A 26,617-nucleotide genomic window follows, 5' to 3' on the forward strand; every position below is an offset into this window, starting at 1 on the left:
TTAAAAATATCTTTAAAATATAAAAATACTACACGTGAATATAAATACCAATTTAAAAGAACAAAATACATATGATGCTATTGTGATAGGATCAGGAATTAGTGGTAGTTGGGCAGCAAAAGAGCTTACTGAAAAAGGTTTGAAAGTTTTGATGTTAGAGCGAGGTATGAACATTGAGCATATTAAAGATTATGAATCTGCCATGAAAGCCCCATGGGAATTGGAGCATGCAGGTAAACTTACCGTAGAACAAAAAAGAACGCATCCAGTACAAACACGTGATTATCCATACAATGAAGCTACCGAAAAATGGTGGGTTAATGATTTGGAATGCCCGTATACAGAAGACAAGCGATTTGACTGGTACAGAGGATTTCATGTTGGAGGAAAATCTTTAATGTGGGGTCGTCAAAGTTACCGTTTTAGTGACCATAATTTTGAAGATAATGCTAAAGATGGGTTTGGAAATGACTGGCCTATTCGTTATAAAGATCTTACGAAATGGTATGATTATGTAGAGAAATTTGCCGGAATTAGCGGACAAGTCGAAAACTGGCCACTTTTACCGGATGGGAAATTTCTTCCTCCAATGGATTTAAATTGTGTAGAAAAATCAGTTAAAGAAAGATTAGAAAAACATTATAATAGAACCCGTATCCTTACTATTGGTCGTACGGCAAACTTAACCGTACCTCACAAAGGTCGTGGTAGCTGTCAATATAGAAATTTATGCAGTCGTGGTTGTCCGTTTGGAGCCTATTTCAGCACGCAATCTTCTACATTACCTGCTGCTATGGCGACTAATAGATTAACGGTAAGACCCTACTCTATTGTGAATCATATCATTTATGATAAAGACACTAAAAAGGCAAAAGGGGTAATGGTAATTGATGCTGAAACCAATGAAACAATGGAGTTTTATGCCAAAATTGTTTTTGTAAATGGTTCCACTTTAGGATCAACTTTTATTTTATTGAATTCAACTTCTGAAGCGCATCCGGAAGGAATGGGTAACGCTAGTGGGCAATTGGGTCATAATTTGATGGATCATCATTTCCGTTGTGGTGCTGAAGGAACTGCTGAAGGTTTTGAAGATAAATATACATACGGAAGAAGAGCCAATGGTATTTATATTCCAAGATACCAAAATGTAGGTAATGATAAACGAGATTACTTAAGAGGTTTTGGTTACCAAGGAGGTGCCAGTAGAGGATTATGGCATAAAGAAGTTGCCGAATTGGCTTTTGGTGGTGATTTCAAAGATACAATGTCACTTCCGGCAAATTCCTGGAGCATGGGATTGGGTGGCTTTGGAGAAATGTTGCCTTATTATGAAAATAAGGTTTACATCGATCATACCAAAAAAGATAAATGGGGACAACCTGTTTTAGCTATTGATTGCGAATACAAAGAGAATGAGGCAAAAATGCGGGAAGATATGATGAATGACGCAGCCGAAATGCTCGAAGCATCTGGAATCAAAAATGTAAAAACGTATGATAACGATTGTTATCCTGGTATGGCTATTCACGAAATGGGAACAGCCAGAATGGGTAACGACCCTAAAACTTCCGTTTTAAACAAATGGAATCAAATGCATGAAGTAAATAATGTATTTGTCACTGACGGTTCCTGTATGCCTTCGATTGCCTGCCAAAATCCATCATTGACATTTATGGCATTAACAGCACGTGCCTGTGATTATGCTGTCAAAGAATTGAAAAAAGGCAATATTTAGCACCTGAAAAGCATGAGAAAATTAAAAATGGGTATGGTTGGCGGTGGGCAGCATGCTTTTATCGGAGCGATTCATCGCATTGCAGCCAACATAGATGGATTAATCGAATTGCATTGTGGTGCTTTTAGTTCCAACCCAGAAACATCAAAAGAATCAGGAAAAGAGTTATTTCTGCCGGAATCAAAATGTTACGGTTCTTATGCTGAAATGTTTGCAACCGAAAGTGGTCTTCCAAAAGAGCAACGGATGGATTTTGTAACCATTGTTACTCCTAATTTTGCTCATTTTGCTCCGGCAATGATGGCTTTAGAGTATGGTTTTCATGTTGTTATAGACAAACCGATGACGTTAAGTCTTGGTGAAGCCAAACAATTGCAACAAAAAGTGAAAGAAACCGGACTTATTTTGTGTCTTACACATACCTATTCCGGTTATCCAATGGTAAAACAAGCCCGAAAAATGGTGGCTGACAACCAGTTTGGAAAAATTAGAAAAGTAATGGTAGAATACCCGCAAGGCTGGTTGAGTACCTTAAGCGAAAGCGAGGGGAATAAACAAGCGCTTTGGCGTACCGACCCTTCAAAAAGTGGTATTAGCGGATGCATGGGAGATATTGGAACCCACGCTGCACAACTGGCAGAATACATCTCAGGATTGAAAATTTCTAAGTTGTGTGCAGACATTAATATTGTTGTTGAAGGAAGAAATCTGGATGATGACGGTAATGTATTACTCAAATTTGATAATGGGGCCAATGGAATTTTGGTGGCTTCACAAATTGCTTCCGGAGAAGAGAACAGCTTGAAAATTAAAATTTACGGCGAAAAAGGAGGTTTAGAATGGCATCAGATGGAGCCCAATACTCTGTTAGTTAAATGGTCGGATGCCCCAGCACAAATTTACCGTGCAGGCAATGGCTATTTATCGAATATCGCCACTTTTAATTCCCGTACACCTAGCGGTCACCCGGAAGGTTATCTGGAGGCTTTCGCTAATTTATACAAGAATTTTGCTTTGACATTACTATCAAAATCAGAAGGAAAAGAACCAACCGAGGAAATGCTTGATTTTCCAAATGCTGATGATGGTGTTCGTGGAATGGCTTTCATAGAGAATGTAATAGCTTCGGGGAAATCAGATCAAAAATGGTTTGATTTTAATATTTAAAAAAGAATAAATGACAACAATACAAGGTCCTGCGGTATTTTTAGCTCAATTTATTAGTGATGAAGCTCCTTTTAATTCCTTAGATGGAATTTGTAAATGGGCTGCTGACTTGGGATTTAAAGGTATTCAAATGCCAACATTAGATACTCGATTCATTGATTTACAAAAAGCAGCCGAAAGTAAAACGTATGCAGATGAATTAAAAGGTACAATTGCTTCTTACGGATTAGAAATCACAGAATTATCAACACATTTACAAGGTCAGTTGGTTGCGGTTCATCCTGCTTATGACAATTTTTTTGATGCCTTCGCTCCGGTAAACGTACATGGTAATTCTAAAGCAAGACAAGAATGGGCGGTGCAACAGTTGAAATACGCAGCAAAAGCATCGCGTAATTTAGGTTTAAATGCACATGCCACCTTTAGCGGTTCTTTACTTTGGCAATATTTTCATCCTTGGCCACAAAGGCCTCCGGGCTTAGTTGAAGATGGTTTTGCTGAATTGGCTAAACGCTGGTTGCCTATCTTAAATGAATTTGATCAAAATGGAGTTGATCTTTGTTATGAAATTCATCCCGGCGAAGATTTATTTGATGGGGAAACCTATGAAATGTTCTTGAAAGCGGTGAATAATCATTCCAGAGCTTGTATTTTATATGATCCGTCCCATTTTGTATTGCAACAGTTGGATTATATACAATACATTGATTTTTATCATGAACGGATTAAAGCCTTTCATGTCAAGGATGCCGAGTTTAACCCCACAGGAAAACAAGGAACTTTTGGAGGATACCAAAGTTGGATAAACCGCGCAGGTCGTTATCGTTCCCCTGGAGATGGTCAAATTGATTTTAAAACTATTTTCAGCAAATTAGCACAATATGATTTCAAAGGTTGGGCTGTTATGGAATGGGAATGTTGTCTTAAAAATCAAGAAGATGGAGCTCGTGAAGGGGCTGAATTTATAAAAAATCATATTATAAAAGTTACTGACAAAGCATTTGATGATTTTGCAGCTGTCGAAACAAATCAGGCTTTTAATAGAAAAAACTTAGGATTATAAAACTTAAATACAATGAAAATGAAATTAAAATATTTGCTTTTTGGGGCAGCATTAATTAGCTTAACCTCATTTACCAATGATACTTTAGATGCAAAATATAGTAAACCTACTAAAAAAACAAACGCCATTTTTCAAACATCGGATGGTGAAAAATTAATTGCTAAATCAGATTGTATTGGATGCCATAAATTAGATAAAAAACTTATAGGTCCCTCCTATTTAGATATTGCAAAAAAGTACCCTGTCAATGAGAAAAACGTCAGTTATTTATCTGGTAAAATAATTAAAGGAGGTTCTGGAGTTTGGGGAACAATCCCTATGGCAGCACATGGATCTCTAAAAAAAGAAGAAGCAAAATCAATGGCAAAATATATTTTGTCCATAAAAAAATAATATAAAAAAAATGTCTGTTTTTTCTGTTTCACTATAGAACATTTCAGAACACCCCATTTGTTTGCCTAATTTATTACTATTAACTAACCGTATTAAAAATAAATGAAACAAAAAGAAGAAGAAAATAAAATCACAAATAACCGTCGTGATTTTATAAAAACGACTGCTATTGCAGCTGCTGCCTTTATGATTGTTCCCCGTCATGTTTTAGGAAGAGGATTTGTTGCCCCTAGTGATCGTTTATCAATTGCCGGTATTGGTGTTGGTGGAAAAGGAAAGTCAGATATTGCTATGTTTGCCAGCAGTGGAAAAGCTGACATTTCATTTTTATGTGATGTAGATACCAGAAGAGCCGCTGCAAGTGTAAATGCATTTCCTAAAGCTAAATTTTACAAGGATTGGCGTGAAATGTTAGACAAAGAACATAAAAACTTCGATGCTGTTTCAGTGTCTACTCCGGATCATAATCACGCGATTCAAGCTCTCGCAGCCATGCAGTTAGGGAAACATGTGTATGTTCAAAAACCAATGGCACATGACATTTACGAAGCTCGCATTTTGACTCAAGCAGCCAAGAAATACAAAGTGGTCACCCAAATGGGGAATCAAGGTGCCTCAAATGATGGTACCCGAATCATGAAAGAATGGTATGAAGCCGGTTTAATTGGTGATGTACACACTATTCATGCCTGGACAGACCGTCCGGTATGGCCTCAAGGTATTCCTTGGTCAACTAATATAGCTCAAATTCCTATGGAATTAGATTGGGATTTATGGTTGGGTACAGCTCCAAAAAAAGAATACGTAAATAAATTAGTGCCATTCAACTGGCGCGGATGGTGGGATTACGGAACAGGTGCTTTAGGAGACATGGGTTGTCACTTGCTTGAAGCTCCTTTTAGTGTATTAAACTTAAAATATGCAAAAGATGTTCAATGCAGTGTTGGTTCTGTTTATGTAGATGAATTCAAAAGAGGGTATTTCCCAGAAAGTTGCCCCCCTTCAAGTCATGTAACGTTAACTTTTCCAAAAACAGAAAAAACAAATGGTGACGTAAAAGTACACTGGATGGATGGAGGAATTCAACCTGAAAGACCTTCCGAATTAGGTCCAAATGAAATTTTTGGAGACGGCGGAAATGGAACATTGTTCACAGGTACGAAAGGAAAAATGATGTGTGATACGTATGGTTTAAATCCTCGTTTGCTTCCTCTTAGCAAAAATGAAAACCTTAAAATTGCTCAAAAATATACCAGAGTAAAAGATGGTTCGAATGGACATTACAAGCAATGGGTTGAAGCGGCAATTGCGGGTTACGGAAAGAAAGAGCTGAGCTCCCCTTTCGAAATTGCAGGTCCTTTAACGGAAGCTTTATTAATGGCTAATTTAGCTATCAGAGGGTACGATGTGATGAGAGAAGAGCTTGGAGAAGAAGTCTATCCGGGACGTTCTGCAAAATTATTGTGGGATAATGACAACATGAAAATCACCAATTTTGATGAAGTGAACCAATTTGTAAAACGAGACTATCGCCAAGGCTGGAAAGCGTTGACGTTATAAATTCAAAAACTAAAAACACTAAAAATGATTAAAAATATTTGTACTTCATTACTTCTAATGATACTGATTCAAACAGCAAATGCACAAACATTACCAAAAGGATTTAAATCAATATTTGATGGACAAACCACAACCGGATGGCATTCTTACGGAAAAAAAACTGCCGGTTCAGCTTGGAAAGTAGCAGATGGTGTTTTGCATTTTGACCCAACCGCTGCAAAAGATGGTCAAGGCGGTGATTTAGTAACTGATGTAGAATACGCTAATTTTCATTTAAAACTAGAATGGAAAGTGGCAACAAATGCAAACAGCGGTATTATTTTCTATGTAAACGAGGATCTGACAAAATTCAAAAACACGTATGAAACGGGTTTAGAGATGCAAGTGTTGGACAATGACGGTCACCCTGACGGAAAAATTGAAAAACACCGAGCAGGTAATTTGTATGATTTGATCAAAAGTTCTTCAGAGCCTGTAAAACCAGTTGGAGAATGGAATTCTGTTGATTTAGTATGTAAGTATGGAAAACTGACCATGTTACTTAATGGAGTAAAAGTTGTTGAAACGACGCTTTGGGATGCCAATTTTAAAACTTTAGTTGCAGGAAGTAAATTTGCTACTTGGCCAGGTTTTGGTGCATTCAAAAAAGGTAAAATCGCATTGCAAGACCACGGAGATAATGTGTGGTTCAGAAACATTATGATTAAAGAATGGAATTCAATGGAAATAACTACTGGATGTGAAAACGGTATGTAGTATCTAATAGTAGTCACCAAAAAAATAATTTTCAACCAATCTTTTAATCAATAATTAAATGAATACTACTGTCAGAATTAAACTATCGGCCATGATGTTTTTCAATTTCTTCGTTTGGGGAATTTGGTTTGTAACTATGGGAACCTATTTAACCAAGGGCGGCATAATGGCTTCCGGTACACAAACAGGTTTGGCATACGGTACACAATGTTTAGGAGCAATAATAGCCCCATTTATTGTAGGTATGATTGCCGATAAATTTTTCGCCGCTCAAAAGATTTTAGGTGTTCTGCATCTTGTGGGAGCCATTATTTTATACCTGATTTCTATCCAAACCGATTTTGATTCGTTTTATTCCTTGCTATTAGTTTACATGATTCTTTTCATGCCAACTTTGGCTTTAGTTAACTCAATTTCCTTAAATCAGATGACTAATGCAGAAAAAGAATTCGCAAGTATTAGAGTTTGGGGAACTATAGGTTGGATTGCTGCGAGTTTAATAATCGGCTGGATGGCTTGGGAATCTTCACCAGAAAGCTTGAATATTACCTTTTTGATTTCTGCTATAGTTTCTGCCGGATTTGGTGTGTATTGCTTCTTTTTACCAAACACACCACCGCCAAAAGCAGGAAAAAAAGTAAGTTTTTCAGAAACAATTGGTCTGGATGCACTCAAAGTTTTGGCAGACAAAAACTATCTGATTTTCTTTATCGCATCGATATTAATCTGTATTCCATTAGCATTTTATTATGGACAGGCGAATCAATTTTTGAATGAAGTTGGTATGCAAAGTGCTGCTGCAAAAATGACTATAGGACAAATGTCTGAAACTTTATTTTTGTTCTTAATGCCACTGTTCTTTTTGAGATTTGGAATAAAACAAATGCTTTTGATAGGAATGCTTGCTTGGGTTTTACGCTATTTATTGTTTGCTTATGGCGATGCCGAAAGCAATATTTGGATGTTATATGTTGCCATTGCTTTACACGGTATTTGTTATGATTTTTTCTTCGTAACAGGTCAAATTTACACAGACCAAAAAGCAGGTAAGGAATCACGTTCCTCTGCACAAGGTCTAATTACATTAGCGACTTATGGTGTTGGAATGTATATTGGTTTTTATGTTGCCGGATTAATTGTCGATCAAAATTCAATGGAAGCCGGTATGCACAATTGGAATAAAATTTGGATTTTTCCATGTTTGTTTGCAATAGGAATTTCGTTACTGTTTTTTGTATTTTTTAAAGAGAAACATAAAATAAAGATCGAAGAATAAATTCGAGTAATTTAAATAGAAACAAATGAGCACTAATTTGAATAGAAGATCAGCAATAAAAGGATTACTTGCGACAACAGCTGCTTTTGGAATTCCTTCTGGATTTTCTGCTTTGGCTATGCAAAAAAATGAAACAGAAACACAATTAGGTATGTTGAAAGGAAATATAAACCATTCCGTTTCCCGCTGGTGTTTTAGTGACATCGATTTAGACACGTTATGCGTCGAATCAAAAAAAATGGGGATTACCGGGATTGATTTAGTTGGACCAAAAGATTGGCCTACTCTAAAAAAATATGATTTGGTTTCTACAATGTGTAATGGTGCCGAAATTAATTTAGTAGATGGTTTCAATGACATTCAATTTCATGAGACTCTGATAAAAAAATACACTGAAATGATTCCGCTTGTCGCAAAAGCCGGTTATAAGAATCTAATTTGCTTTAGCGGAAGCCGAAGAGGAAAAACGGATGAAGAAGGTTGGAATAATTGTGTTATTGGTTTGCAAAAACTAATTCCCTTGGCCGAAAAGCATAATATAATCCTTGTCATGGAATTGCTAAACAGCAAAATTGACCACAAAGATTACCAATGCAACAGAACCTCATGGGGAGTGGAATTAGCGAAACGATTAAATTCTGAAAATTTCAAGTTGCTTTATGATATTTATCACATGCAAATTGATGAAGGTGATGTGATTAGAAGCATAAGAGATAACCATCAATATATTGCACATTACCATACTGCAGGCGTTCCGGGGCGAAATGAAATTGACGGAACTCAGGAACTCAATTATGCTGCAATCATGAAAGCGATTGCAAAAACTGGTTTTAAGGGATTTGTAGGACAAGAATTTATTCCTAAAAATCCGGATAAACTAGCTTCATTGAAACAGGCTATAGCAATATGTGATATTTAACGAATCTAAAAAATAACTCATGATAAAAAGAAGAGAATTTTTAATTAATGCCAGTTTAGCATTAGGTGCATTAGCCATTGCGCCTACATTTGCTTTTGGCATCAAAAAACGAAATATCGGATTACAGCTTTATTCTTTGAGAGAATCATTACCAAAAGATGTGAAAGGCGTTTTGGAGCAAGTGGTAAAAGCAGGATATAAGGAGGTTGAAACCTATGGGTTTTCTGCAAAGGATGGCTTTTTTGGTACGTCTGCAAAAGACTTTAAAGCAATTTTATCCGATAATGGATTAAAAGCAACCAGCGGCCATTATGATTTTAGTTCTTTCATAGATAAGAATAATTCCGATTTTTTAAAGGCTTCAATTGAAACCGCGAATATCCTTGGAAGCGAATATCTAACAATTCCTTGGTTATCAGAGTCCGTGAGAACTAATGCTGATGGTTACAAGAAAACGGCTTTAAAGATAAATGAAGCCGCAATACTTTGTAAAGATGCAGGTTTAAAATTAGCCTACCACAATCATGATTTTGAATTTAAGACTTTTGGAAATACAACGGGCTATGAAATTCTGTTGAATGAAACTGATAAAAAATTAGTTGATTTTGAATTGGATTTGTATTGGGCGGTTCGTTCCGGAAATAACCCGTTAAAATTATTTAAAGAAAATCCAGGGCGTTTTACAATGTGGCATGTAAAAGACATGGATAAAACGGATTCAAAATTAAATACAGAAATTGGGAAAGGCGCGATTGATTTTAAAGCCATTTTTGCTGAAGCGAAACTTTCAGGAATGAAACACTTCTTTGTGGAACATGAAACTAATTATTATCCAAATCCAATAGAATCTGTAAAAACAAGTTGTGCTTATCTAGAAAAATATTTGTTGTAAACCATACTATTCTTTAACTAAAAAAGATGCATTTCTAATAATTAGAATGCATCTTTTTTAGTTGAATCTATCCCTTATTTTACTCCGTTATATTAAATCCTGCAACATAAAAATTTTTGTCTATTTCCAGTTTTGAATTTTCAGTAATCGTTGGAAGATTCTTCCATTCCGTTTCGGGTTTCAGTAATTCTTCTTTTCCATTCAGAGTTACTTTGACAGGCATATTAAAACCAGAAATACAATTTGTCCAGCGGTATCCCACTTGATTATCCTTGAAAAAATATTCTAATGTTGGAATTCGAGTATCTCTTAAATATTGATTAAAAACGGTTGATAAATTGATTCCAACTTGCTGACTTAAATAATCTTCAATTTGTTTTGTAGTAACGGTTTGGTGATAAAAAGTACTGTTCAAACCTCTTAACATTCCTCTCCATTTTTCATCATCATTTACAATTTGACGTAAAGTATGCAACATGTTCCCTCCTTTTGGATACATATCACCAGAACCTTCGTTGTTTACACCGTAGTTCCCTATAATTGGCTTGTCATTATTTATTCCTTTTCTTGTCCCTCTCACATATTCAAATCCGGCATCTTTTCCATAGTAATATTCTACAAAAAGACTTTCAGAATAATTCGTAAAACTTTCGTGAATCCACATGTCAGCAATATCTTTATACGTGATATTATTGGCAAACCACTCATGCCCAGATTCGTGAATAATAATAAAATCAAACTTTAAACCCCAACCTGTTCCGCTTAAATCCCTACCTCGATATCCGTTTTGAAAACCATTCCCGTACGTTACGCTACTTTGATGTTCCATTCCTAAATACGGAGCTTCAATTAACTTGTAGCTGTCTTCATAAAATGGATACGGTCCAAACCAATGCTCAAAAGCTTTCAGCATCCTTGGAACATCTTGAAATTGTTTTTTGGCTTTCGCCAGATTATCTCTCAAAACATAATAGTTGCAATCTAAATCGCCTTTTTCGCCTTTATATTTTTCTGAAAAGGAAACATAATCACCAATATTGATATTTACACCATAATTATTGATAGGATTTGATACATACCAATTATAGGTTTTGGTTCCGTCTTTTAATTGTTTAACACTTAGCAAACGACCATTAGAAACATCCATCAAATTTTTTGGGACATTTACGCTAATCAACATAGTATCCACTTCGTCATACATGTGATCTTTATTAGGCCACCAAACACTGGCTCCCAATCCTTGACAGGAAGAAGCAATAAATAGATTTCCATTAGTATCCTTTTTCCAAGTAATTCCACCATCCCATGGCGGATTAACAGCTACTTTAGGCTTTCCTCCGTAAAATATGGTAAGTTCTTTTATTGTACCTTTTGTTTGAGGAGCAATTAATTCAATAAAAAATGCATTTCCTTCTCTTCTATATTTTAAAGCTACGCCATCCTGAATAACTTTATAAATATTCATTGGATTTTGCAAGTCAATTTGCATAGTATTGTATTCTTCCAACACTTTATATCGAATGGTGTTAGAGCCTGAAATTGTACTGTCTGTAGGATTTACTTTAATATTAAGATGATAGTATTTCACATCCCACCACGCTCTTTCTTTAGTGATACTACCGCGCAAAGTATCTTGTCGGGTAAATATTTGCTCCGATTTTCCTAGTAAACCTTGTGCATTTACACCATTAAAAAATAGAAATGTGATAAAAATAATACTAAACTGTTTTTTCATAATTAATCATTTTGAACAAAAATAAACTTTATAATATTATAAATATAGGACTCCAAAAAATTATTTTTCAGCATATACCTGAACATATTCTTGTATAAATTTATTTTCTTTTCCCCGAATCCAAACTGAGGAATGATTGTCATTCATGCATTTACTGATGAAGTAAACTTTAAATAAAAAGCGACTATCTCTATTGAAATAGTCGCTTTTTATACTTTATGCATTAAAAATTAATGCAGGTTGGTTACCTTATTTTGTTCTATTATAGCAGTAAAATCATTGGCTAAGCGATTCCCATAATCTTCTAATAATTCTAAAACTCTTTCTTGATTATCTGATTTTACAATAAGTCCTGCATGATGTTCTAAAGGAACTCTGAAACAAACTTCCGGATCTGAAAACGAAGATAAATTAGGATGCTGAAATTTTGATAAGGTCAAAACAATTCCGGCATATCCTTTTTTTACTTTTGGTAAAATGTATTTTGTTCCTTTTACCAATGCGTCTTCAATAGCCGCCCATTCCTTCCATAAATTAATATTAGAAGCTTCGACTACCATTTCAGCCAAATGTGCTCCTCCTACTCTTGAAGAAGTCTCCAGAAAATAGATTTGACCATCTTCATTGCTTTTTATGAATTCAGTATGTGCGGCACCATGTTTCAATCCGAACCCTTTCAATACTTCTTCATTTAACTTTTTCATTGCTTTATCATCTTCTGAATCGTATTTAATAGTAGCCGAACGAAAAACGCCGCCACCTTGTGAAATTTCCATCGGTGTAGCTAAATATTTTGAAGTCAAACTAAAGATTACTTTGCTATCCGAAATCAAACTATCACAATGATACACATCGCCGGGTTTGAATTGTTCTAATAAATATTTAAATCTGTTATTCCCCATTTCATTGATATGGATCCACAAACTCTCTTTGTCAAATATTTTTATAATTCCTGCAGCCGAAGCTTCTGATCGTGGTTTCAAAACCCATGGAGCTTGAATAGTATCTGCAAAAGTATTAATATCATGATCATTAAATAACGAACAAAAAGCCGGAATAGGAATTCCACAACTTTTGGCTCTCATGCGCATCGCTAGTTTATCTCTAAAATAGCGTCCTGTAGTTTGTCCCATCCCGTCAATACGGAGGTTTTCCCTGAGATACGTAGCTTTTTCGACATCATAATCATCCAAAGCAACAATAGCATCAACTTTAGTTGACTTCATAAAATTACCAACGCCTAACAACAGATGTTCTAAATTCCAATCGACATCTTGCCCTTCCATATAAAAAATCTCATCAATATGTTGATGTGGCCATGGTTTGTCTCTCAGTTTTTCGCTCGTCACTAAATAGACTTTGTTGCCTAGTTTTTTTAAATTAATTAAAAAATCGGCACCTTTGAAATAATTTGAAATACAAAGGAAGGTTTTAGAGTTTTCCATAGGTTACAAATTTTCAATGAATTTGGTTAATAAATGAACTCCATATCCTGTTGCATGTTTACTTTTAGCAAATTCATCATCACCAAATGCTACACCTGCAACGTCAAGATGCGCCCAAGCTTTGTGTTCTTGGGTAAAATATTCTAAAAATTTAGCGGCGCTTATTGCTCCGGCAACTGGTTTCCCGCTATAATTTTTTACATCGGCAATATCACTTTCAATATCTGATTTATAAACATCCCAAAGCGGTAAAGGCCACAAACGCTCTCCAATTGCATCTCCGTTTTCTTGTAGTTTCTTAGCCATTTCTGCATTATTAGTAAACAAAGCACCACATTCATACCCAAAAGTACCAACGCTGCTTCCGGTAAGTGTGGCGATATCCACAATGTATTCTGGTTTGAAATTTTTAATCAAATACGATAATCCATCCGCTAAAATGAGCCTACCTTCAGCGTCTGTGTCAATAATTTCTATCGAATGTCCGCTGTAACTGTGAATTACATCACTGGGTAAAAATGATTTGGCGTCCACTGAATTTTCGGCACAAGGAACAATTGCAGTTACTTTGACGGGTAATTGTAAATCAGCAATGAGTTGCATTGCTCCAAGAACGGCTCCAGCTCCGGCCATATCACATTTCATATGAAGCATTCCGGTTGTTTTTATATCTAATCCACCGGTATCAAAGGTGATTCCTTTCCCCACCAATCCAACATGTTTTATGTGTTTCACTTCGGCTGCAGGAGTGTAATTCATAATGATAAATTGTGGCTCATTTTCACTTCCTTTCCCTACCGCCAAAAACGCTCCCAGACCTACTATTTTTGAAGCATCATGACCTAAAACTTCTACATCAAATCCATATTTTTCACCCGTTTCTTTAGCCCAATTTGCTAGATATTTTGGATTAACAGTATTTGGGGGTAAATCAACTAAATTATGGATTGCCAGTTGCGCTTTGGCAATTTTTATGGCTTTTTTGGCTGTAGCCAAATGATCTTTTTCAGAAAGTAAATTCAATGTAAAATCAGGATCTAAAAAAGGATGTCCGCTTTTCTCCGATTTAAAATGACCTAAATCATACGTTCCTAAAAATAGTCCCGAAATCATAGCTTCCACCTGATCCTGAGTAAATTGTTCCGGTATAACTAAAGCTACATTCGAACTGAAATCTTCTTTTTGTTTCGATGAAATACGACGAAAAATAGTCTTTAATGATTTATAATCCGTCTCTTTTCCCAAGCCAATAAAAACATACGTATTGTTATTTTTTTCGGCTAAATAATGAGTGTCTTTTTTTCCAAAAAAAACTTTTGATGTTACTTCTAGTCCATTATAAGTTATAGGAACAATACTTTTTGAATACGTTTCAAAAACCGGAATCAAAATTGTTCCTGAAAAATCAGTTGCGTTCTGTAATGTATTTGTTTTCATTTGTTCTTTTCTTTTTTTTCTCCCTTATTAATTCAAGACACTATGAATCGCATCTCTACGACTCTTTTGTATTAAAAAATAACCATTCTATTGCTTTTGGAAATTCATCACTCCAATAGGTTTCGCTATGTTTCCCTTGCCTGTTAATGCTTAGATTAATCTTTGATTTGTCTTTTACAAATTCGCTTGAAATCAAATTCTTTTTAAAACTTTTTATGAGTTCAATCATGGTTTCGCTTTCATCTCCACCAGCATACAAATAGATTTTGGTATCGGCAGCATTAGCTTTATCAGAATTGATTTTTAATTCCGGAACTACCCAAAGTGATGGTGAAAAAATCATTAATTTACCATAAACTTCGGGATTTCTTAATCCGCTAAAAATACTAACCAATCCGCCCATTGAGCTTCCTCCTATTCCCGTAAATTCCCGTTCTTTTTTGGTTCTAAAATTACTGTCAACAAATGGTTTTAGCGTATCAGTTACAAAACGGATGTATTTCTTGCCTTGTCCTTTTCCCAAAACTGTTTTCCCAACATTGTATTCTTTTACACGATCTTCTTCGGCGTGCTCTATGGCAATAATGATAATTTTTCCAATTTTATATTCTGACATAACAGCCAGTTTTTTATCAATTTCCCAATTTCCAAATTCGGCTGATTCATTGAATAAATTTTGGGCATCCTGCAAATACATCACGGGATAACTTTCACTTGAATTGTCATAATCATGTGGCAGCAAAGCCCAAATTTTTCTGGTCTTATTAAGTTGCGGGATTTCAAATTCATCCGATATCAGCTGAACTTGCGGCAAAAATGATTGTTTAAAAGGCAACCAATTTTTTCGCCATCTGGCAACATGTTCTTTTTGAATACCAGTATGATTAAGTGTCGAACGATTTTCGGTACGATTGCCGTGGCTGTCAATCTCAACTTCACTCCAATCCCCTTTAGTAAATTTATACAAAAGGGCGACAGGATAATCAAAATCGTGTAAAAATTTATAATGGTATAAGTTATTGCCAATTTTTTCCATCATAAACTCTTTGTCCTGCGTACGCCAATTATTGAAATTCCCTGAAATATAAACAGGTCTTGCATCATCTTCGTCAGTTGTAAGGATTATATATAGTCCCGTATTTAATATTGGATCGTTTAATTCTTGTGTCAATGTGGTATTATCTAAATTCATCACTTGCATTGTGGTACTTTAAATTTTAAAATAATAGTAAATATAGTGGATTGCAATTTGAAATAAAAGAAAAAAGAAAACCCAATAGTATATTATTTACTATTGGGTTTAAATATGAAAATGAAGTAAACTAATTTTTCTTCTGGCGACTTTTTAGGACTTCAACAACATCATTCAGCTTAAATCCTTTGGCTTGCAACAATATAAGGTAATGAAAAAGCAAATCAGCACTTTCGCTCAAAAACAAATCATCATTGTCATCTTTGGCTTCAATAACCACTTCAATCGCTTCCTCACCTACTTTTTGGGCAATTTTGTTTATCCCTAGTTTAAATAAGGAAGCAACATAACTTTTTTCAGAATCCACATTTTCTCTTCGAAGTTGGATGGTATCTTCTAAATTTGAAATAAATCCATAAGCAGCTTTGTTTTCTTCATTCCAGCAGGTATCCGTTCCTTTGTGACATATTGGCCCTTCTGGTTTTACCTGTATCAATAAAGTATCGTTATCACAGTCGTTTTTGATGTCAATCAGATTGAGAAAATTACCGCTTTCCTCTCCTTTTGTCCAAAGTCTTTGTTTGGTACGACTATAAAAAGTTACTTTTTTAGTATCAACCGTTTTTTGATACGCTTCGGCATTCATAAAACCCAGCATCAAAACCGTTTTAGTTTCACTATCTTGAATTATGGCAGGAATTAATCCGTCTGTATTTTTTGAAAAATCTATGTTCATTTTTTTTAAGTATTAAGTAGTGAGAATTAAGTATTAAGACTTAAATTCTAACCTCAATGTTGTTGTTTTTAAGGGCTATTTTTAATGTTTTGATTTCAATTTCTTTAAAATGAAATACACTTGCAGCCAATGCGGCATCAGCTTTTCCTTTTTTGAATGTGTCGATAAAATGCTGTATGTTACCTGCACCACCAGAAGCTATAATAGGAATATTGACTAAGTCCGAAAGTTTTGCCAAAGCTTCGTTAGCAAATCCATTTTTGGTTCCGTCATTGTCCATCGAGGTAAACAGGATTTCGCCGGCTCCTCTTTGCTCCACTTCCTTTGCCCAATCAAACAAGTTCAATTCGGTAGGAACTTTTCCACCCACCAAATGAACAATCCATTGTCCGTCAATTTGTTTGGCATCTATGGCAACAACAACACATTGACTTCCAAATTTCTGTGCCAAATCATTAATCAGCTGCGGGTTTTTCACAGCAGATGAATTAATAGAAACCTTGTCAGCTCCGTTTTGCAATAATACTTCAACATCTTCAATCGATGAAATTCCACCGCCAACGGTAAACGGAATATTAATCGTCGAAGCCACTTTTCGCACCAAATCCACCAAGGTTTTTCTTCTTTCTTCCGTTGCCGAAATATCCAAAAAAACCAATTCATCGGCTCCTTCATCCGAGTATATTTTGGCTAATTCCACGGGGTCACCTGCATCACGCAAGTCCACAAAATTAACACCTTTTACGGTTCTTCCGTTTTTTATGTCGAGACAGGGAATAATTCTTTTTGTAAGCATATTGTTTGTAGTTAAAAGTCTTTTTTATTCAAATACTGGGCGCAAAAAGGTTCTTTCATAGCTCAATATGCATCTTGTATCTTCTGCAATTTTAAAAGCTTCTATACATTCTTGATCTTCCAAAATTAGTTTTCTGTAATTTTCATATTCGGATAAGTTAGGAAACGAAAACATGGCAAATGCTATGTTATTTGCTCCTTCAGAAGGCATGAAATAACCATGATGTTGTCCTCCAAAACGATTAACTAACTTAATCCATCTTTTGCCATAATCTTCAAAAACATCCAATTGAAAAGGATCGATCGTATATTTTAAATAACAAGTTATCATGTTTTATTATTTGTTGATTATATAATTTTCTAATTGTTTCAATGAAATTCTTCCTTCGTAAATTGCCTTTCCGATTATGGTTCCTTCGCAACCCAATTCGGCTATTTTGGGTAATTCATCAAAAGTAGAAATTCCTCCTGAAGCAATTAGTTTTATCCCTTTGGCTTCCGCCAAAATTTTAGCGTATAAATCAAAACTTGGTCCTTCAAGCATACCGTCTTTGGCAATATCCGTACAAATCACATACTGAATTCCTTTGCCTTGGTAGTCTTGAATAAATGGAATCAAGTCTTCATTTGAATCTTCCAACCAACCTGAAACAGCTACTTTTTCATTATTAGCATCTGCTCCCAAAATAATTTTATCAGAACCATATTCCGCAATCCATTTTTCGAATAGGTCCCTATTCTTCACGGCAATACTTCCGCCGGTAATTTGATTTGCACCACTTTCAAAAGCAATTTTCAAATCGGAGTCTGATTTTAATCCGCCACCAAAATCAATTTTCAATTTGGTTTTAGAGGCAATTTGTTCCAATATTTTATAATTAACAATTTGGCTTGATTTTGCACCGTCCAAATCGACCAAATGTAAATATTCTATTCCATGTGCTTCAAAGGATTTCGCCACTTCAAGTGGATTTTCATTGTATATGATTTTGGTATTGTAATCGCCTTTTGATAAGCGGACACATTTTCCGTCTATGATATCTATTGCAGGTATTATTCTCATTTTAATTAGTCTTAAAGTTTGAAAGTCGAAAGTCTTAAAGACTCAACTTAAAGTTTTAAAAAATTTCCAAGGATTTGTTCCCCAACATCACCACTTTTTTCAGGATGAAATTGTGTTCCGTAGAAATTATCCTTTTGCAAAGCTGAGGCATATTCAACTTCATAATCTGTTGTAGCAATAGCTTCGGGACAGCTCGGAGCATAAAAACTATGTACTAAATACATATATTCGTTTTCATTAATCCCACTAAATAAAGGCGATTTCAGATTGTATATTTGGTTCCAACCCATTTGTGGCACTTTCACTTTTGGCGTAAATTTGATCACATCAACATCAAAAATTCCCAAACCTTTTGTATTCCCTTCCTCCGATTTGTTGCACATCAATTGCATGCCTAAACAAATTCCCAAAACGGGTTGTTTTAAGGTTGGAATTAAAGTGTCCAAACCGCTTTGCTGAAGCATTTTCATGGCATAACTCGCCTCACCAACACCTGGAAAAATAACTTTATCAGCGGCCTTAATTTCGTCAGAATTATTACTCAAAACGGCTTTGAATCCTAATCTTTCGATGGCAAACATAATGCTTTGAATATTTCCTGATCCGTAATTTATGATGACAATTTTCATTTCTTTTTAACCATTAATAAATTAAGTTTCATTAAGGATTTAACGCTTAATAATTCATAATTTATAATTCATAATTTTTTAAAGCATTCCTTTCGTTGAAGGCAAAATCATCTTTTCGGTATCACGTTTTACCGCTACTTTTATCGCTTTTGCAAAAGCTTTAAAAATCGCTTCAATCTTGTGATGTTCATTAGTTCCTTCCGCTTTAATGTTGATGTTAGCTTTGGCACCATCCGAGAAAGATTTAAAGAAATGATAAAACATTTCGGTTGGCATTTTACCCACCATTTCACGTTTGAATTCCGTTTCCCAAACCAACCAGTTTCTGCCTCCAAAATCAATCGCAACTTGCGCTAAACAATCGTCCATTGGCAAACAAAAACCGTAACGTTCTATTCCTAATTTATTTCCTAATGTTTTTGCAAAAACTTCTCCAAGTGCAATCGCAGTGTCTTCAATCGTGTGGTGTTCATCCACTTCCAAATCACCTTTTACTAGGATTTCCAAGTCCATTTGTCCGTGGCGCGCAATTTGGTCCAGCATGTGATCAAAAAAGGCAATTCCGGTATCGATTTTACTTTTTCCGGTTCCGTCAAGGTTCAACTTGATGTAAATATCCGTTTCATTGGTTTTTCTTTCAATTGAAGCCGAACGCTCCTCTAATTTTAAAAACTCATAAATTACTTTCCAATCTGTAGTTTGTAAAGCGATAACGGAGTCGAGCTCTTCTCTTTTTGAAGCAATTTCGTCACTTCCCAATCCTTCGTCCGTGTTGATAAAAATCGCTTTTGAACCTAAGTTTTTTGCTAATTCCACGTCAGTTATCCTGTCGCCTATTACGAATGAATTTGCTAAATCATACTCGGGATTATCAATATATTTTGTCAATAAACCCGTTGCAGGTTTGCGTGTCGGTGCATTTTCGTGTGGAAATGTTTTGTCAATTAATACTTCTTTGAAAACAACTCCTTCGTTTTCAAAAGCTTTCATAATTAAATTATGAACTGGCCAAAAGTTAATTTCGGGATGAGAATCCGTTCCCAAACCATCTTGATTTGTAACCATTACCAATTCGAAATCCAATTCTTTAGCTATTTTTCCAAGATATTGAAAAGCGTTTGGATAAAATTCTAATTTTTCAAAACTGTCTAATTGATAGTCATTTGGTTCCACAACCATTGTTCCATCACGATCTATAAAAAGTATTTTTTTCATGCTATAATTATTTAAACTAAGCGTTAAGGCTTTGTAATGCTGCTATTAATTTTTTATTTTCCAATTCGGTTCCAACGGTCAAACGCAAACAATTTTCGCATAAGGGTTGGGTTGTTCTGTTTCGAATTACGATTCCTTTTGCTATCAATTCGTCGTATCTTTTATTGGCATCATCCACTTTTACCAAAATAAAATTGGCTTCTGTAGGATAGATTTTTTTGACAAAATTTATGTCAAGTAATACTTTAAGTAATTTATCTCTTTGCTCAATAATTGATACTATTTCAGTTTTTATTTTATCCGAATCATTAAAACGAACAATAGCTCTTTGTTGTGTTAATTCGTTTACATTATAAGGAGGTTTTATTTTATTTAAAACCGAAATTACTTCCGCAGATGCATAACAAATTCCCAATCGAATTCCTGCCAGACCATACGCTTTTGATAATGTTTGAGTAATCACTAAATTTGGATATTCGTCTAATTCATTAATCCAACTTTCCTTTTTTGAAAAGTCAATGTACGCTTCATCAATCACAACCAAACCTTTAAAATTTTGCAAAAGATACGCCACACTTTCATCCGAAAATGAATTCCCGGTTGGGTTATTTGGAGAACACAAAAAGATGATTTTAGTAGTTGAATCAACAGCTTCCATAATTTTCTCAATTTGTGGTTGAAAATCCTCTGAAAGCAAGACTTCTTTATTTTCTACCGCATTGATATTAGCCAAAACGCCATACATTCCGTAGGTTGGCGGCAAAGTGATTACATTGTCTGTTTTTGGTTCACAAAAAGCTCTAAATAATAAATCCAATACTTCATCACTTCCGTTTCCAAGTAAAATTTGATTTGGTTTTACATTTCTTTGCTTAGCTAAAATTGCTTTTACACTCATTTGTTGTGGATCTGGATACCGATTTACACCGTTTTCAAAAGGATTTTCATTGGCATCCAGAAAAATCATATCAGCAGTGTCAAAACCTTCAAACTCATCGCGAGCAGAAGAATAGGGTTTTAATTGCTTTACGTTTTCTCGGACTAAATTATTTATATCAAAATTATTTTCCATCCTCAATCGCTTTTAATCGTAATGTAACTGCATTTTTGTGTGCTTGTAATCCTTCTGCTTCCGCCATGATTTCTATGGCTTTACCAATATTTTGTATTCCTATTTTAGTTATTTTTTGAAAAGTCATCGCTTTGGTAAAACTATTCAGATTCACGCCACTATAATTCTTGGCATAACCGTTGGTTGGTAAAGTATGATTTGTTCCTGAAGCATAATCTCCAGCGCTTTCTGGAGTATAGTTTCCAATAAAAACAGAACCGGCATTTTGAACTCCGTTACTATAAAAATCATCATATTCCGAACAGATAATAAAGTGTTCCGGTCCGTATTCGTTGATTAATTCTAAAGCAATTGTATCATTTTCTACAAAAATCAATTTAGAATTGGCAATGGCTTTTTCGGCAATTGCTTTTCTTGGAAGTAAATCCATCTGTATTTGGATTTCTGTTTCTACAGCATCAATTAATTTTCTTGAAGTAGAAACTAAAATTACCTGACTGTCCGCTCCGTGTTCTGCCTGTGACAATAAATCAGAAGCTACAAAAGCTGGAATTGCAGTGTCATCAGCAACAATCAATAATTCCGATGGACCGGCTGGCATATCGATTGCCACACCAAATTGTGTTGCCAATTGTTTAGCAACGGTCACAAATTGATTTCCGGGACCGAAAATTTTATATACTTTAGGAATCGTTTCCGTTCCAAAAGTCATTCCGGCAATAGCCTGAATTCCTCCTACTTTTAAAATTTTGGTTATACCACATAGATTTGCAGCATATAAAATAGCTGGATTAATATTTCCGTTTTTATCTGGAGGAGAACATAATACAATTTCGTTGCAACCGGCGATTTTTGCCGGAACAGCAAGCATCAATACAGTTGAAAATAAAGGTGCAGTTCCTCCAGGAATGTATAAACCAATTTTTTGGATTGGTCTTTTTTCCTGCCAGCACTTTACTCCTTCGATTGTTTCTACAGAAACTCTATTTGTTTTTTGAGCAGTATGGAATTTTTTAATATTTGATTTTGCAAGCGAAATCGCTTCTTTTAACTCGATAGAAATTGATGCAATTGCTTGGTCAATTTCAGCTTTAGAAACTTCAATTGTATCGATTTTAGCACCATCAAAAATCGACGTATATTTTGCTACAGCGCTATCTCCTTTTTTCTGAACTTCCTTAAAAATTTCTTTTACAGTAGCTTCAATATCATCAACAGTTTTTGTTGGTCTTTCTAAAATAGAAGACCAAGTTTCCGGTTTTGGATTGTATATTTTATTCATTGTTTTTTATTTTTTGTTAATCGTTAAAAATTATGGATTAGGACACATAATTCTTAACTATTCTATAACACCATTTTTTCAATTGGACAAACCAAAATTCCTTCGGCTCCAACTTCTTTCAACTGATCAATTACATCCCAGAAAGTATCTTTGTCGATTACGGAGTGTACGCTACTCCACCCTTCTTGTGCCAGTGGCAAAACTGTTAAACTTCTTAATACAGGAAGAATTTTTCCAACAGCATCAATTTTGTCATTTGGAATATTCATCAAGATATACTTCGATTTTCTTGCCCTTAAAACGGATTCGATTCTGAATTTTAATGTATCGATTATTTTTTGAGATTCAGGACTTACTTTTGGAGAAACAGCCAAAACCGCTTCACTTTTAAAAATAACTTCAACCTCTTTTAGATTATTTTTAAACAAAGTACTCCCACTAGATACAATATCAACAATGGCATCTGCTAAACCAATGTTTGGAGCTATTTCTACCGAACCTGATATCTGGTGAATATCGACTGTTACTCCTTTAGAAGTAAAAAAATCAAGTACTGTTTTAGGATAGGAAGTTGCAATACGCATACCATCTAAATCTTGAACTGATTTGTAATTAAATGCTTTCGGGACAGCCACCGATACTTTACATTTTGAAAAACCTAATTTTTGAATTACTTCAATATTGTTTCCTTTTTCAACTAATAAATTATCGCCAACAATAGCAATATCTACAACTCCATCTATTAGATATTGGGGAATATCCGAATTTCTTAAATATAAAACCTCTAAAGGGAAATTGGATGCTTCAGCTTTTAATTGGTCGATACCGTTATCGATTGAAATACCTGCATCTTTAAGAATTTGAATGCTGTCTTCGTTTAAACGTCCTGATTTTTGAATTGCAATTTTTAATGTACTCATTTTGTCTTTTTTGTATTTGTTTAAAATATTTTGATTGAGTACAAATAGTGGGCAATAAAAAACCCGTTTGATGTACTCAAACGGGTTTTTAGAATATGATGATTTACACACATACCATTAACACATCGCTTGAGAGCAATAATGAAAATGATGATGATGCAATTGATTTGTAAACATTTTTGTGTATTTTAGAATTAAATTCTTTTGCAAATATAAGAGATAAATTATTTAAAAAACTATTTTTATTTTAACTTAATGACGTAAAATTGTTACGATTTATTTTTTATTCAATTCTGTTTCAGTAGAATCTGTATCATTTACAATTTTGGCACTGCCATCTTCTCTGATTTCAGTATGACGAATTTCACCGCCAGAAGTTCCTACGTTTATTGAAATAATTCCAGCTAGTAAAGCCAGAACAAGCGTAATAAATGAAAATATTTGGGCCAGTCGAAACTTTTTTATAGCGGCTACAAATGAAATCAATGCAAAAACTCCCGTTATATAAAGGACTAAAGCAAATCTCTCTGCTAATTCTTCATGTTCATGGATAATTGCTTTACCAATATTTGGAAAATCTTCAACCATCTCCTCTGCTCCTTCACCAGTTCCCATACTGAGTGCCCCAAAAATGGCAGCAATAACAAATAAAATATAAGCCGTATTTTTTACGGAACTGTTTTTTAAAAATATTCCTGTGATTAAAATTCCAATTCCAAAAATGGTTCCGATAATTGGAAAATGGTTTACGACTATGTGTAAATGAGCATCATTCATAATTTTTTTATTTAAAGTTTAATATCTTTAGGTTTTATTCCTCGAAGCTCTGCTTCTTTATTTTTTTACCCCCGATTTCACAGATTTTTACAGTTTTTCTGTTTGTGTCAATTGGAGTACTTGTACAGCTAAATTACCACTTCTTTTGTAGTGATTAAACCTCAAGTCAATATTTTTTAAACAGAATTTTCAGATTTTATATTCTTATAAATATCCGTGTAATGTACACCAAAACCATATTGAATCACATTAAAAGTAGCTAAATCAGAATCGGACGTGTAAAACTATTCATTCATAATTAAACGCCACAATTTGTGAAAAATTTTAAGTTATTACTATTTTTCACAAAATATTAAGCAATTCTTAAAAAATAATACTAAAAATTATATATACTTTTGCATCTAAAAATAGCACTATGAATTTCTTAAAAAAATCATCTCCCTTCAATTATTTATTACTTTTCTATATTGCCGTAAGCTTCGTATTAAGAGTTGTTCTTTTTTTTCATCCCATAACACAAACATCATTTACTTGGATTGATACGCTGTCTTTATTTGTTTTTGGGTTTATATCTGACATTTTTATTTTTGTATTAATGAGTGGTTTTTTATGGCTATATCTCATTTTTATATCTAATTCGAAATACTTTAAACCATACGGTTACATCCTTTTTGGTTTATTACTATCCTTATTACTCTATGTTTCATTTGGCAATACTATTCTTAATGAATATGGTGGCGCCTTACCTAAAATTGGCATTACTTTTATAGCAATCAAAACAGTTTTATTTGGATTATTACTTTTCCTTCCAAAATATCGAAGCCAAATCAGATTTTGGTTGTTCTCCTTTGTGATTTTTCTCTACGTGGTTTTAATTTTACAAAATGGAATCAGTGAATACTTTTTCTGGAATGAATTTGGCGTGAAATACAATTTTATAGCGGTAAATTATTTGATTTACACCAATGAAGTCATTGGAAATATCATGGAATCTTATCCTGTCATTCCTCTATTTTCCGGACTATTTATTATTGCTGGAATTGTAACCTACCTAATTGTAAAAAAATCAAAAAATTATATTGAAAGTATTCCAGCTTTTGTGGAAAAAATAAAATTGTCCGGGATTTATTTAGTGTTGTTTGGCCTTTCTTTATTCGCAATACCATTTTTATCCGCTAAAGAAAATTCCCAAAATATTTTTGCAAATGAACTTCAGGCCAACGGTATTTACAGATTCTACTTGGCATTTATGAATAGTGAATTGGATTATTTCAAATTTTACAAAACAGTTCCCAGTAGTGAAGCATTTGCTCAATTAAAACAACAAATTCCTTCCATTTCAGGAGAAACAACTTTGAGACAAATAAAAAATGAAGCTGCTGAAAATCATAAAAACGTAGTTCTGATAACTATTGAAAGTTATAGTGCGGAGTTTATGAAAATGTATGGTAGTGAGAAAAACATCACTCCGTTTTTAGACAGTTTGGCAACCAAAAGTTTAGTTTTTACAAACCTCTATGCCGTGGGAAACAGAACGGTCCGAGGTCTTGAAGCCGTTACTTTATGTTTCCCTCCTACTGCGGGCGAAAGCGTTGTGAAAAGAAAAGACAATAAAAATAAGTTCTCCACAGGAAATATTTTCAAACAAAAAGGATACAATGTAAAATTCATGTATGGAGGCGATTCCTTTTTTGATAATATGGGAGATTTCTTTTCAGGAAATGGATATGAAATTGTCGACAAAAAAACATTTACTCCTGAAGAAATCACTTTTTCGAATGTATGGGGCGTTTGTGACGAGGATATGGCCAACAAAGCAATCAAGGTGATGAATGAAGAAGCAAAACAAGGAAAACCATTTTTCAATCATTGGATGACCGTAAGCAACCACAGGCCTTTTACCTACCCGAATAATAAAATTGATATTCCGGGTGATGTCAAATCGCGCGATGGCGGGGTAAAATATACTGATTTTGCGATAAAAAAATTCTTTGAAATGGCAAAAAAACAGCCTTGGTTTGCCAATACTGTTTTTGTAATTATTGCCGATCATTGTGCTTCAAGTGCAGGAAAAACAGAGCTTCCAGCAGATAAATATAGGATTCCTGCCTTAATTTATAGTCCTGGTTTTGTTCAGCCAAAAAACTATACTAATCTGATGTCTCAAATAGATATTATGCCAACGGTATTTGGACTATTGAATTTTGATTACCAAAGTAAATTTTACGGACAGGATGTTTTAAAACCAGACTATAAACCTCGAGCTTTGATTGCAACCTATCAGGATTTAGGATTCATAAAAGATAATGTTTTAACGATTATTTCACCAAAACAAAAAGTAAAGCAATTTCAATTGACTTTGAGACCAAACCAGAAAGTGGCTCCTGATTTCCAAATTTTTCACGATCAAATACCGTTGACAAAAGAACGAACAGATTTAGTAAACGAAACGATTTCATACTATCAAACTGCCTCGGATATGTTGAAGAAAAAGAAATATCAAAAAATTAATTAACATAAAAAAAACGGGTGAAATTAAAATTTCACCCGTTTTT

The 26,617-nt window shown here is 34.4% G+C and carries 24 protein-coding genes; 10 read left to right on the forward strand and 14 right to left on the reverse strand.

The features are described 5' to 3' along the window. The first annotated feature begins 34 nt into the window (after nt 1-34). The 9 genes from E0I26_RS11600 to E0I26_RS11640 all read left to right on the forward strand — a co-directional run bounded on the left by E0I26_RS11600 (nt 35) and on the right by E0I26_RS11640 (nt 9,764). Nucleotides 35-1,738, forward strand: a complete 1,704-nt coding sequence (locus tag E0I26_RS11600; protein ID WP_131916642.1) for a GMC oxidoreductase — start codon at nt 35-37, stop codon at nt 1,736-1,738. A gap of 12 nt (nt 1,739-1,750) precedes the next feature. Next, on the forward strand, nt 1,751-2,905 hold the full coding sequence (locus E0I26_RS11605; protein WP_235831762.1) for a Gfo/Idh/MocA family protein: 1,155 nt from the start codon (nt 1,751-1,753) through the stop codon (nt 2,903-2,905). Nucleotides 2,906-2,915: 10 nt separating this feature from the next. Then, nucleotides 2,916-3,968: a sugar phosphate isomerase/epimerase family protein gene (locus E0I26_RS11610; protein ID WP_131916643.1), complete on the forward strand. Its 1,053-nt coding sequence runs from the start codon at nt 2,916-2,918 to the stop codon at nt 3,966-3,968. Nucleotides 3,969-3,986: 18 nt separating this feature from the next. Then, complete coding sequence (locus E0I26_RS11615) at nt 3,987-4,361, forward strand: c-type cytochrome (protein ID WP_131916644.1); 375 nt, start codon at nt 3,987-3,989, stop codon at nt 4,359-4,361. Nucleotides 4,362-4,463: 102 nt separating this feature from the next. Beyond that, nucleotides 4,464-5,921, forward strand: a complete 1,458-nt coding sequence (locus E0I26_RS11620) for a Gfo/Idh/MocA family protein (protein ID WP_131916645.1) — start codon at nt 4,464-4,466, stop codon at nt 5,919-5,921. A 24-nt stretch (nt 5,922-5,945) separates the two neighbouring features. Beyond that, a complete protein-coding gene (locus E0I26_RS11625) occupies nt 5,946-6,677 on the forward strand; it encodes a 3-keto-disaccharide hydrolase (protein WP_131916646.1) in 732 nt (243 codons plus the stop codon). Between the two features lie 58 nt (nt 6,678-6,735). Next, nucleotides 6,736-7,953, forward strand: coding sequence for a nucleoside permease (locus E0I26_RS11630; RefSeq protein WP_131916647.1), 1,218 nt, complete (start codon nt 6,736-6,738; stop codon nt 7,951-7,953). Nucleotides 7,954-7,978: 25 nt separating this feature from the next. Then, entirely contained in the window at nt 7,979-8,872 is an 894-nt protein-coding gene (locus tag E0I26_RS11635) for a hydroxypyruvate isomerase family protein (RefSeq protein WP_131916648.1), read from the forward strand. Nucleotides 8,873-8,891: 19 nt separating this feature from the next. Beyond that, complete coding sequence (locus E0I26_RS11640) at nt 8,892-9,764, forward strand: sugar phosphate isomerase/epimerase family protein (protein ID WP_131916649.1); 873 nt, start codon at nt 8,892-8,894, stop codon at nt 9,762-9,764. Nucleotides 9,765-9,843: 79 nt separating this feature from the next. Here E0I26_RS11640 and E0I26_RS11645 read toward each other — a convergent pair whose 3' ends face one another. The 14 genes from E0I26_RS11645 to E0I26_RS11710 form a co-directional block, all read right to left on the reverse strand. Then, complete coding sequence (locus E0I26_RS11645; RefSeq protein ID WP_131916650.1) at nt 9,844-11,499, reverse strand: M1 family metallopeptidase; 1,656 nt, start codon at nt 11,497-11,499, stop codon at nt 9,844-9,846. 230 nt (nt 11,500-11,729) lie between these two features. Next, nucleotides 11,730-12,944 (reverse strand): ATP-grasp domain-containing protein, encoded by a 1,215-nt coding sequence (locus E0I26_RS11650; protein WP_131916651.1) that lies wholly within the window; start codon nt 12,942-12,944, stop codon nt 11,730-11,732. A 3-nt stretch (nt 12,945-12,947) separates the two neighbouring features. Continuing rightward, the gene (locus E0I26_RS11655; RefSeq protein WP_131916652.1) at nt 12,948-14,381 is read right to left on the reverse strand and encodes a leucyl aminopeptidase family protein; all 1,434 of its coding nucleotides are present in this window, start codon (nt 14,379-14,381) and stop codon (nt 12,948-12,950) included. 55 nt (nt 14,382-14,436) lie between these two features. Beyond that, nucleotides 14,437-15,573 (reverse strand): alpha/beta hydrolase, encoded by a 1,137-nt coding sequence (locus E0I26_RS11660; protein WP_131916653.1) that lies wholly within the window; start codon nt 15,571-15,573, stop codon nt 14,437-14,439. Between the two features lie 130 nt (nt 15,574-15,703). Next, nucleotides 15,704-16,309, reverse strand: a complete 606-nt coding sequence (gene hisIE, locus E0I26_RS11665) for a bifunctional phosphoribosyl-AMP cyclohydrolase/phosphoribosyl-ATP diphosphatase HisIE (RefSeq protein ID WP_131916654.1) — start codon at nt 16,307-16,309, stop codon at nt 15,704-15,706. Between the two features lie 40 nt (nt 16,310-16,349). Next, nucleotides 16,350-17,105, reverse strand: a complete 756-nt coding sequence (gene hisF, locus E0I26_RS11670) for an imidazole glycerol phosphate synthase subunit HisF (RefSeq protein ID WP_131916655.1) — start codon at nt 17,103-17,105, stop codon at nt 16,350-16,352. A 24-nt stretch (nt 17,106-17,129) separates the two neighbouring features. Continuing rightward, a complete protein-coding gene (locus tag E0I26_RS11675; protein WP_131916656.1) occupies nt 17,130-17,435 on the reverse strand; it encodes an NIPSNAP family protein in 306 nt (101 codons plus the stop codon). Between the two features lie 6 nt (nt 17,436-17,441). Then, nucleotides 17,442-18,167 carry a 1-(5-phosphoribosyl)-5-[(5-phosphoribosylamino)methylideneamino]imidazole-4-carboxamide isomerase gene (gene hisA / locus E0I26_RS11680; protein WP_131916657.1) on the reverse strand — a complete coding sequence of 242 codons (726 nt, stop codon included), beginning with the start codon at nt 18,165-18,167 and terminating at the stop codon, nt 17,442-17,444. 47 nt (nt 18,168-18,214) lie between these two features. Continuing rightward, on the reverse strand, nt 18,215-18,796 hold the full coding sequence (gene hisH, locus E0I26_RS11685) for an imidazole glycerol phosphate synthase subunit HisH (RefSeq protein WP_131916658.1): 582 nt from the start codon (nt 18,794-18,796) through the stop codon (nt 18,215-18,217). 78 nt (nt 18,797-18,874) lie between these two features. Further along, complete coding sequence (gene hisB, locus E0I26_RS11690; protein WP_131916659.1) at nt 18,875-20,011, reverse strand: bifunctional histidinol-phosphatase/imidazoleglycerol-phosphate dehydratase HisB; 1,137 nt, start codon at nt 20,009-20,011, stop codon at nt 18,875-18,877. Between the two features lie 16 nt (nt 20,012-20,027). Further along, nucleotides 20,028-21,083, reverse strand: coding sequence for a histidinol-phosphate transaminase (gene hisC / locus E0I26_RS11695; RefSeq protein ID WP_131916660.1), 1,056 nt, complete (start codon nt 21,081-21,083; stop codon nt 20,028-20,030). Continuing rightward, nucleotides 21,073-22,365, reverse strand: a complete 1,293-nt coding sequence (gene hisD / locus E0I26_RS11700; RefSeq protein WP_131916661.1) for a histidinol dehydrogenase — start codon at nt 22,363-22,365, stop codon at nt 21,073-21,075. Before hisD ends, hisC begins: the two co-directional genes overlap by 11 nt. A gap of 62 nt (nt 22,366-22,427) precedes the next feature. Then, nucleotides 22,428-23,285, reverse strand: coding sequence for an ATP phosphoribosyltransferase (gene hisG, locus E0I26_RS11705; protein WP_131916662.1), 858 nt, complete (start codon nt 23,283-23,285; stop codon nt 22,428-22,430). Nucleotides 23,286-23,561: 276 nt separating this feature from the next. Continuing rightward, nucleotides 23,562-24,062: a hypothetical protein gene (locus E0I26_RS11710; RefSeq protein WP_131916663.1), complete on the reverse strand. Its 501-nt coding sequence runs from the start codon at nt 24,060-24,062 to the stop codon at nt 23,562-23,564. Nucleotides 24,063-24,477: 415 nt separating this feature from the next. Between E0I26_RS11710 and E0I26_RS11715 the strand changes: the two genes are divergently transcribed. Next, nucleotides 24,478-26,577: an LTA synthase family protein gene (locus E0I26_RS11715; RefSeq protein ID WP_131916664.1), complete on the forward strand. Its 2,100-nt coding sequence runs from the start codon at nt 24,478-24,480 to the stop codon at nt 26,575-26,577. Nucleotides 26,578-26,617 lie beyond the last annotated feature (40 nt).

The organism is Flavobacterium rhamnosiphilum (assembly GCF_004349195.1).
Taxonomy (GTDB): domain Bacteria; phylum Bacteroidota; class Bacteroidia; order Flavobacteriales; family Flavobacteriaceae; genus Flavobacterium; species Flavobacterium rhamnosiphilum.

Excerpts from the sequence above, each read along its gene's own strand:
- E0I26_RS11605 (WP_235831762.1), top strand. The coding sequence starts at position 1,751 with ATGAGAAAATTAAAAATGGGTATGGTTGGCGGTGGGCAGCATGCTTTT.
- E0I26_RS11610 (WP_131916643.1), top strand. The coding sequence starts at position 2,916 with ATGACAACAATACAAGGTCCTGCGGTATTTTTAGCTCAATTTATTAGT.
- E0I26_RS11615 (WP_131916644.1), top strand. The coding sequence starts at position 3,987 with ATGAAATTAAAATATTTGCTTTTTGGGGCAGCATTAATTAGCTTAACC.
- E0I26_RS11620 (WP_131916645.1), top strand. The coding sequence starts at position 4,464 with ATGAAACAAAAAGAAGAAGAAAATAAAATCACAAATAACCGTCGTGAT.
- E0I26_RS11625 (WP_131916646.1), top strand. The coding sequence starts at position 5,946 with ATGATTAAAAATATTTGTACTTCATTACTTCTAATGATACTGATTCAA.
- E0I26_RS11630 (WP_131916647.1), top strand. The coding sequence starts at position 6,736 with ATGAATACTACTGTCAGAATTAAACTATCGGCCATGATGTTTTTCAAT.
- E0I26_RS11635 (WP_131916648.1), top strand. The coding sequence starts at position 7,979 with ATGAGCACTAATTTGAATAGAAGATCAGCAATAAAAGGATTACTTGCG.
- E0I26_RS11640 (WP_131916649.1), top strand. The coding sequence starts at position 8,892 with ATGATAAAAAGAAGAGAATTTTTAATTAATGCCAGTTTAGCATTAGGT.
- E0I26_RS11645 (WP_131916650.1), bottom strand. The coding sequence starts at position 11,499 with ATGAAAAAACAGTTTAGTATTATTTTTATCACATTTCTATTTTTTAAT.
- E0I26_RS11650 (WP_131916651.1), bottom strand. The coding sequence starts at position 12,944 with ATGGAAAACTCTAAAACCTTCCTTTGTATTTCAAATTATTTCAAAGGT.
- E0I26_RS11655 (WP_131916652.1), bottom strand. The coding sequence starts at position 14,381 with ATGAAAACAAATACATTACAGAACGCAACTGATTTTTCAGGAACAATT.
- E0I26_RS11660 (WP_131916653.1), bottom strand. The coding sequence starts at position 15,573 with ATGAATTTAGATAATACCACATTGACACAAGAATTAAACGATCCAATA.
- hisIE (WP_131916654.1), bottom strand. The coding sequence starts at position 16,309 with ATGAACATAGATTTTTCAAAAAATACAGACGGATTAATTCCTGCCATA.
- hisF (WP_131916655.1), bottom strand. The coding sequence starts at position 17,105 with ATGCTTACAAAAAGAATTATTCCCTGTCTCGACATAAAAAACGGAAGA.
- E0I26_RS11675 (WP_131916656.1), bottom strand. The coding sequence starts at position 17,435 with ATGATAACTTGTTATTTAAAATATACGATCGATCCTTTTCAATTGGAT.
- hisA (WP_131916657.1), bottom strand. The coding sequence starts at position 18,167 with ATGAGAATAATACCTGCAATAGATATCATAGACGGAAAATGTGTCCGC.
- hisH (WP_131916658.1), bottom strand. The coding sequence starts at position 18,796 with ATGAAAATTGTCATCATAAATTACGGATCAGGAAATATTCAAAGCATT.
- hisB (WP_131916659.1), bottom strand. The coding sequence starts at position 20,011 with ATGAAAAAAATACTTTTTATAGATCGTGATGGAACAATGGTTGTGGAA.
- hisC (WP_131916660.1), bottom strand. The coding sequence starts at position 21,083 with ATGGAAAATAATTTTGATATAAATAATTTAGTCCGAGAAAACGTAAAG.
- hisD (WP_131916661.1), bottom strand. The coding sequence starts at position 22,365 with ATGAATAAAATATACAATCCAAAACCGGAAACTTGGTCTTCTATTTTA.
- hisG (WP_131916662.1), bottom strand. The coding sequence starts at position 23,285 with ATGAGTACATTAAAAATTGCAATTCAAAAATCAGGACGTTTAAACGAA.
- E0I26_RS11710 (WP_131916663.1), bottom strand. The coding sequence starts at position 24,062 with ATGAATGATGCTCATTTACACATAGTCGTAAACCATTTTCCAATTATC.
- E0I26_RS11715 (WP_131916664.1), top strand. The coding sequence starts at position 24,478 with ATGAATTTCTTAAAAAAATCATCTCCCTTCAATTATTTATTACTTTTC.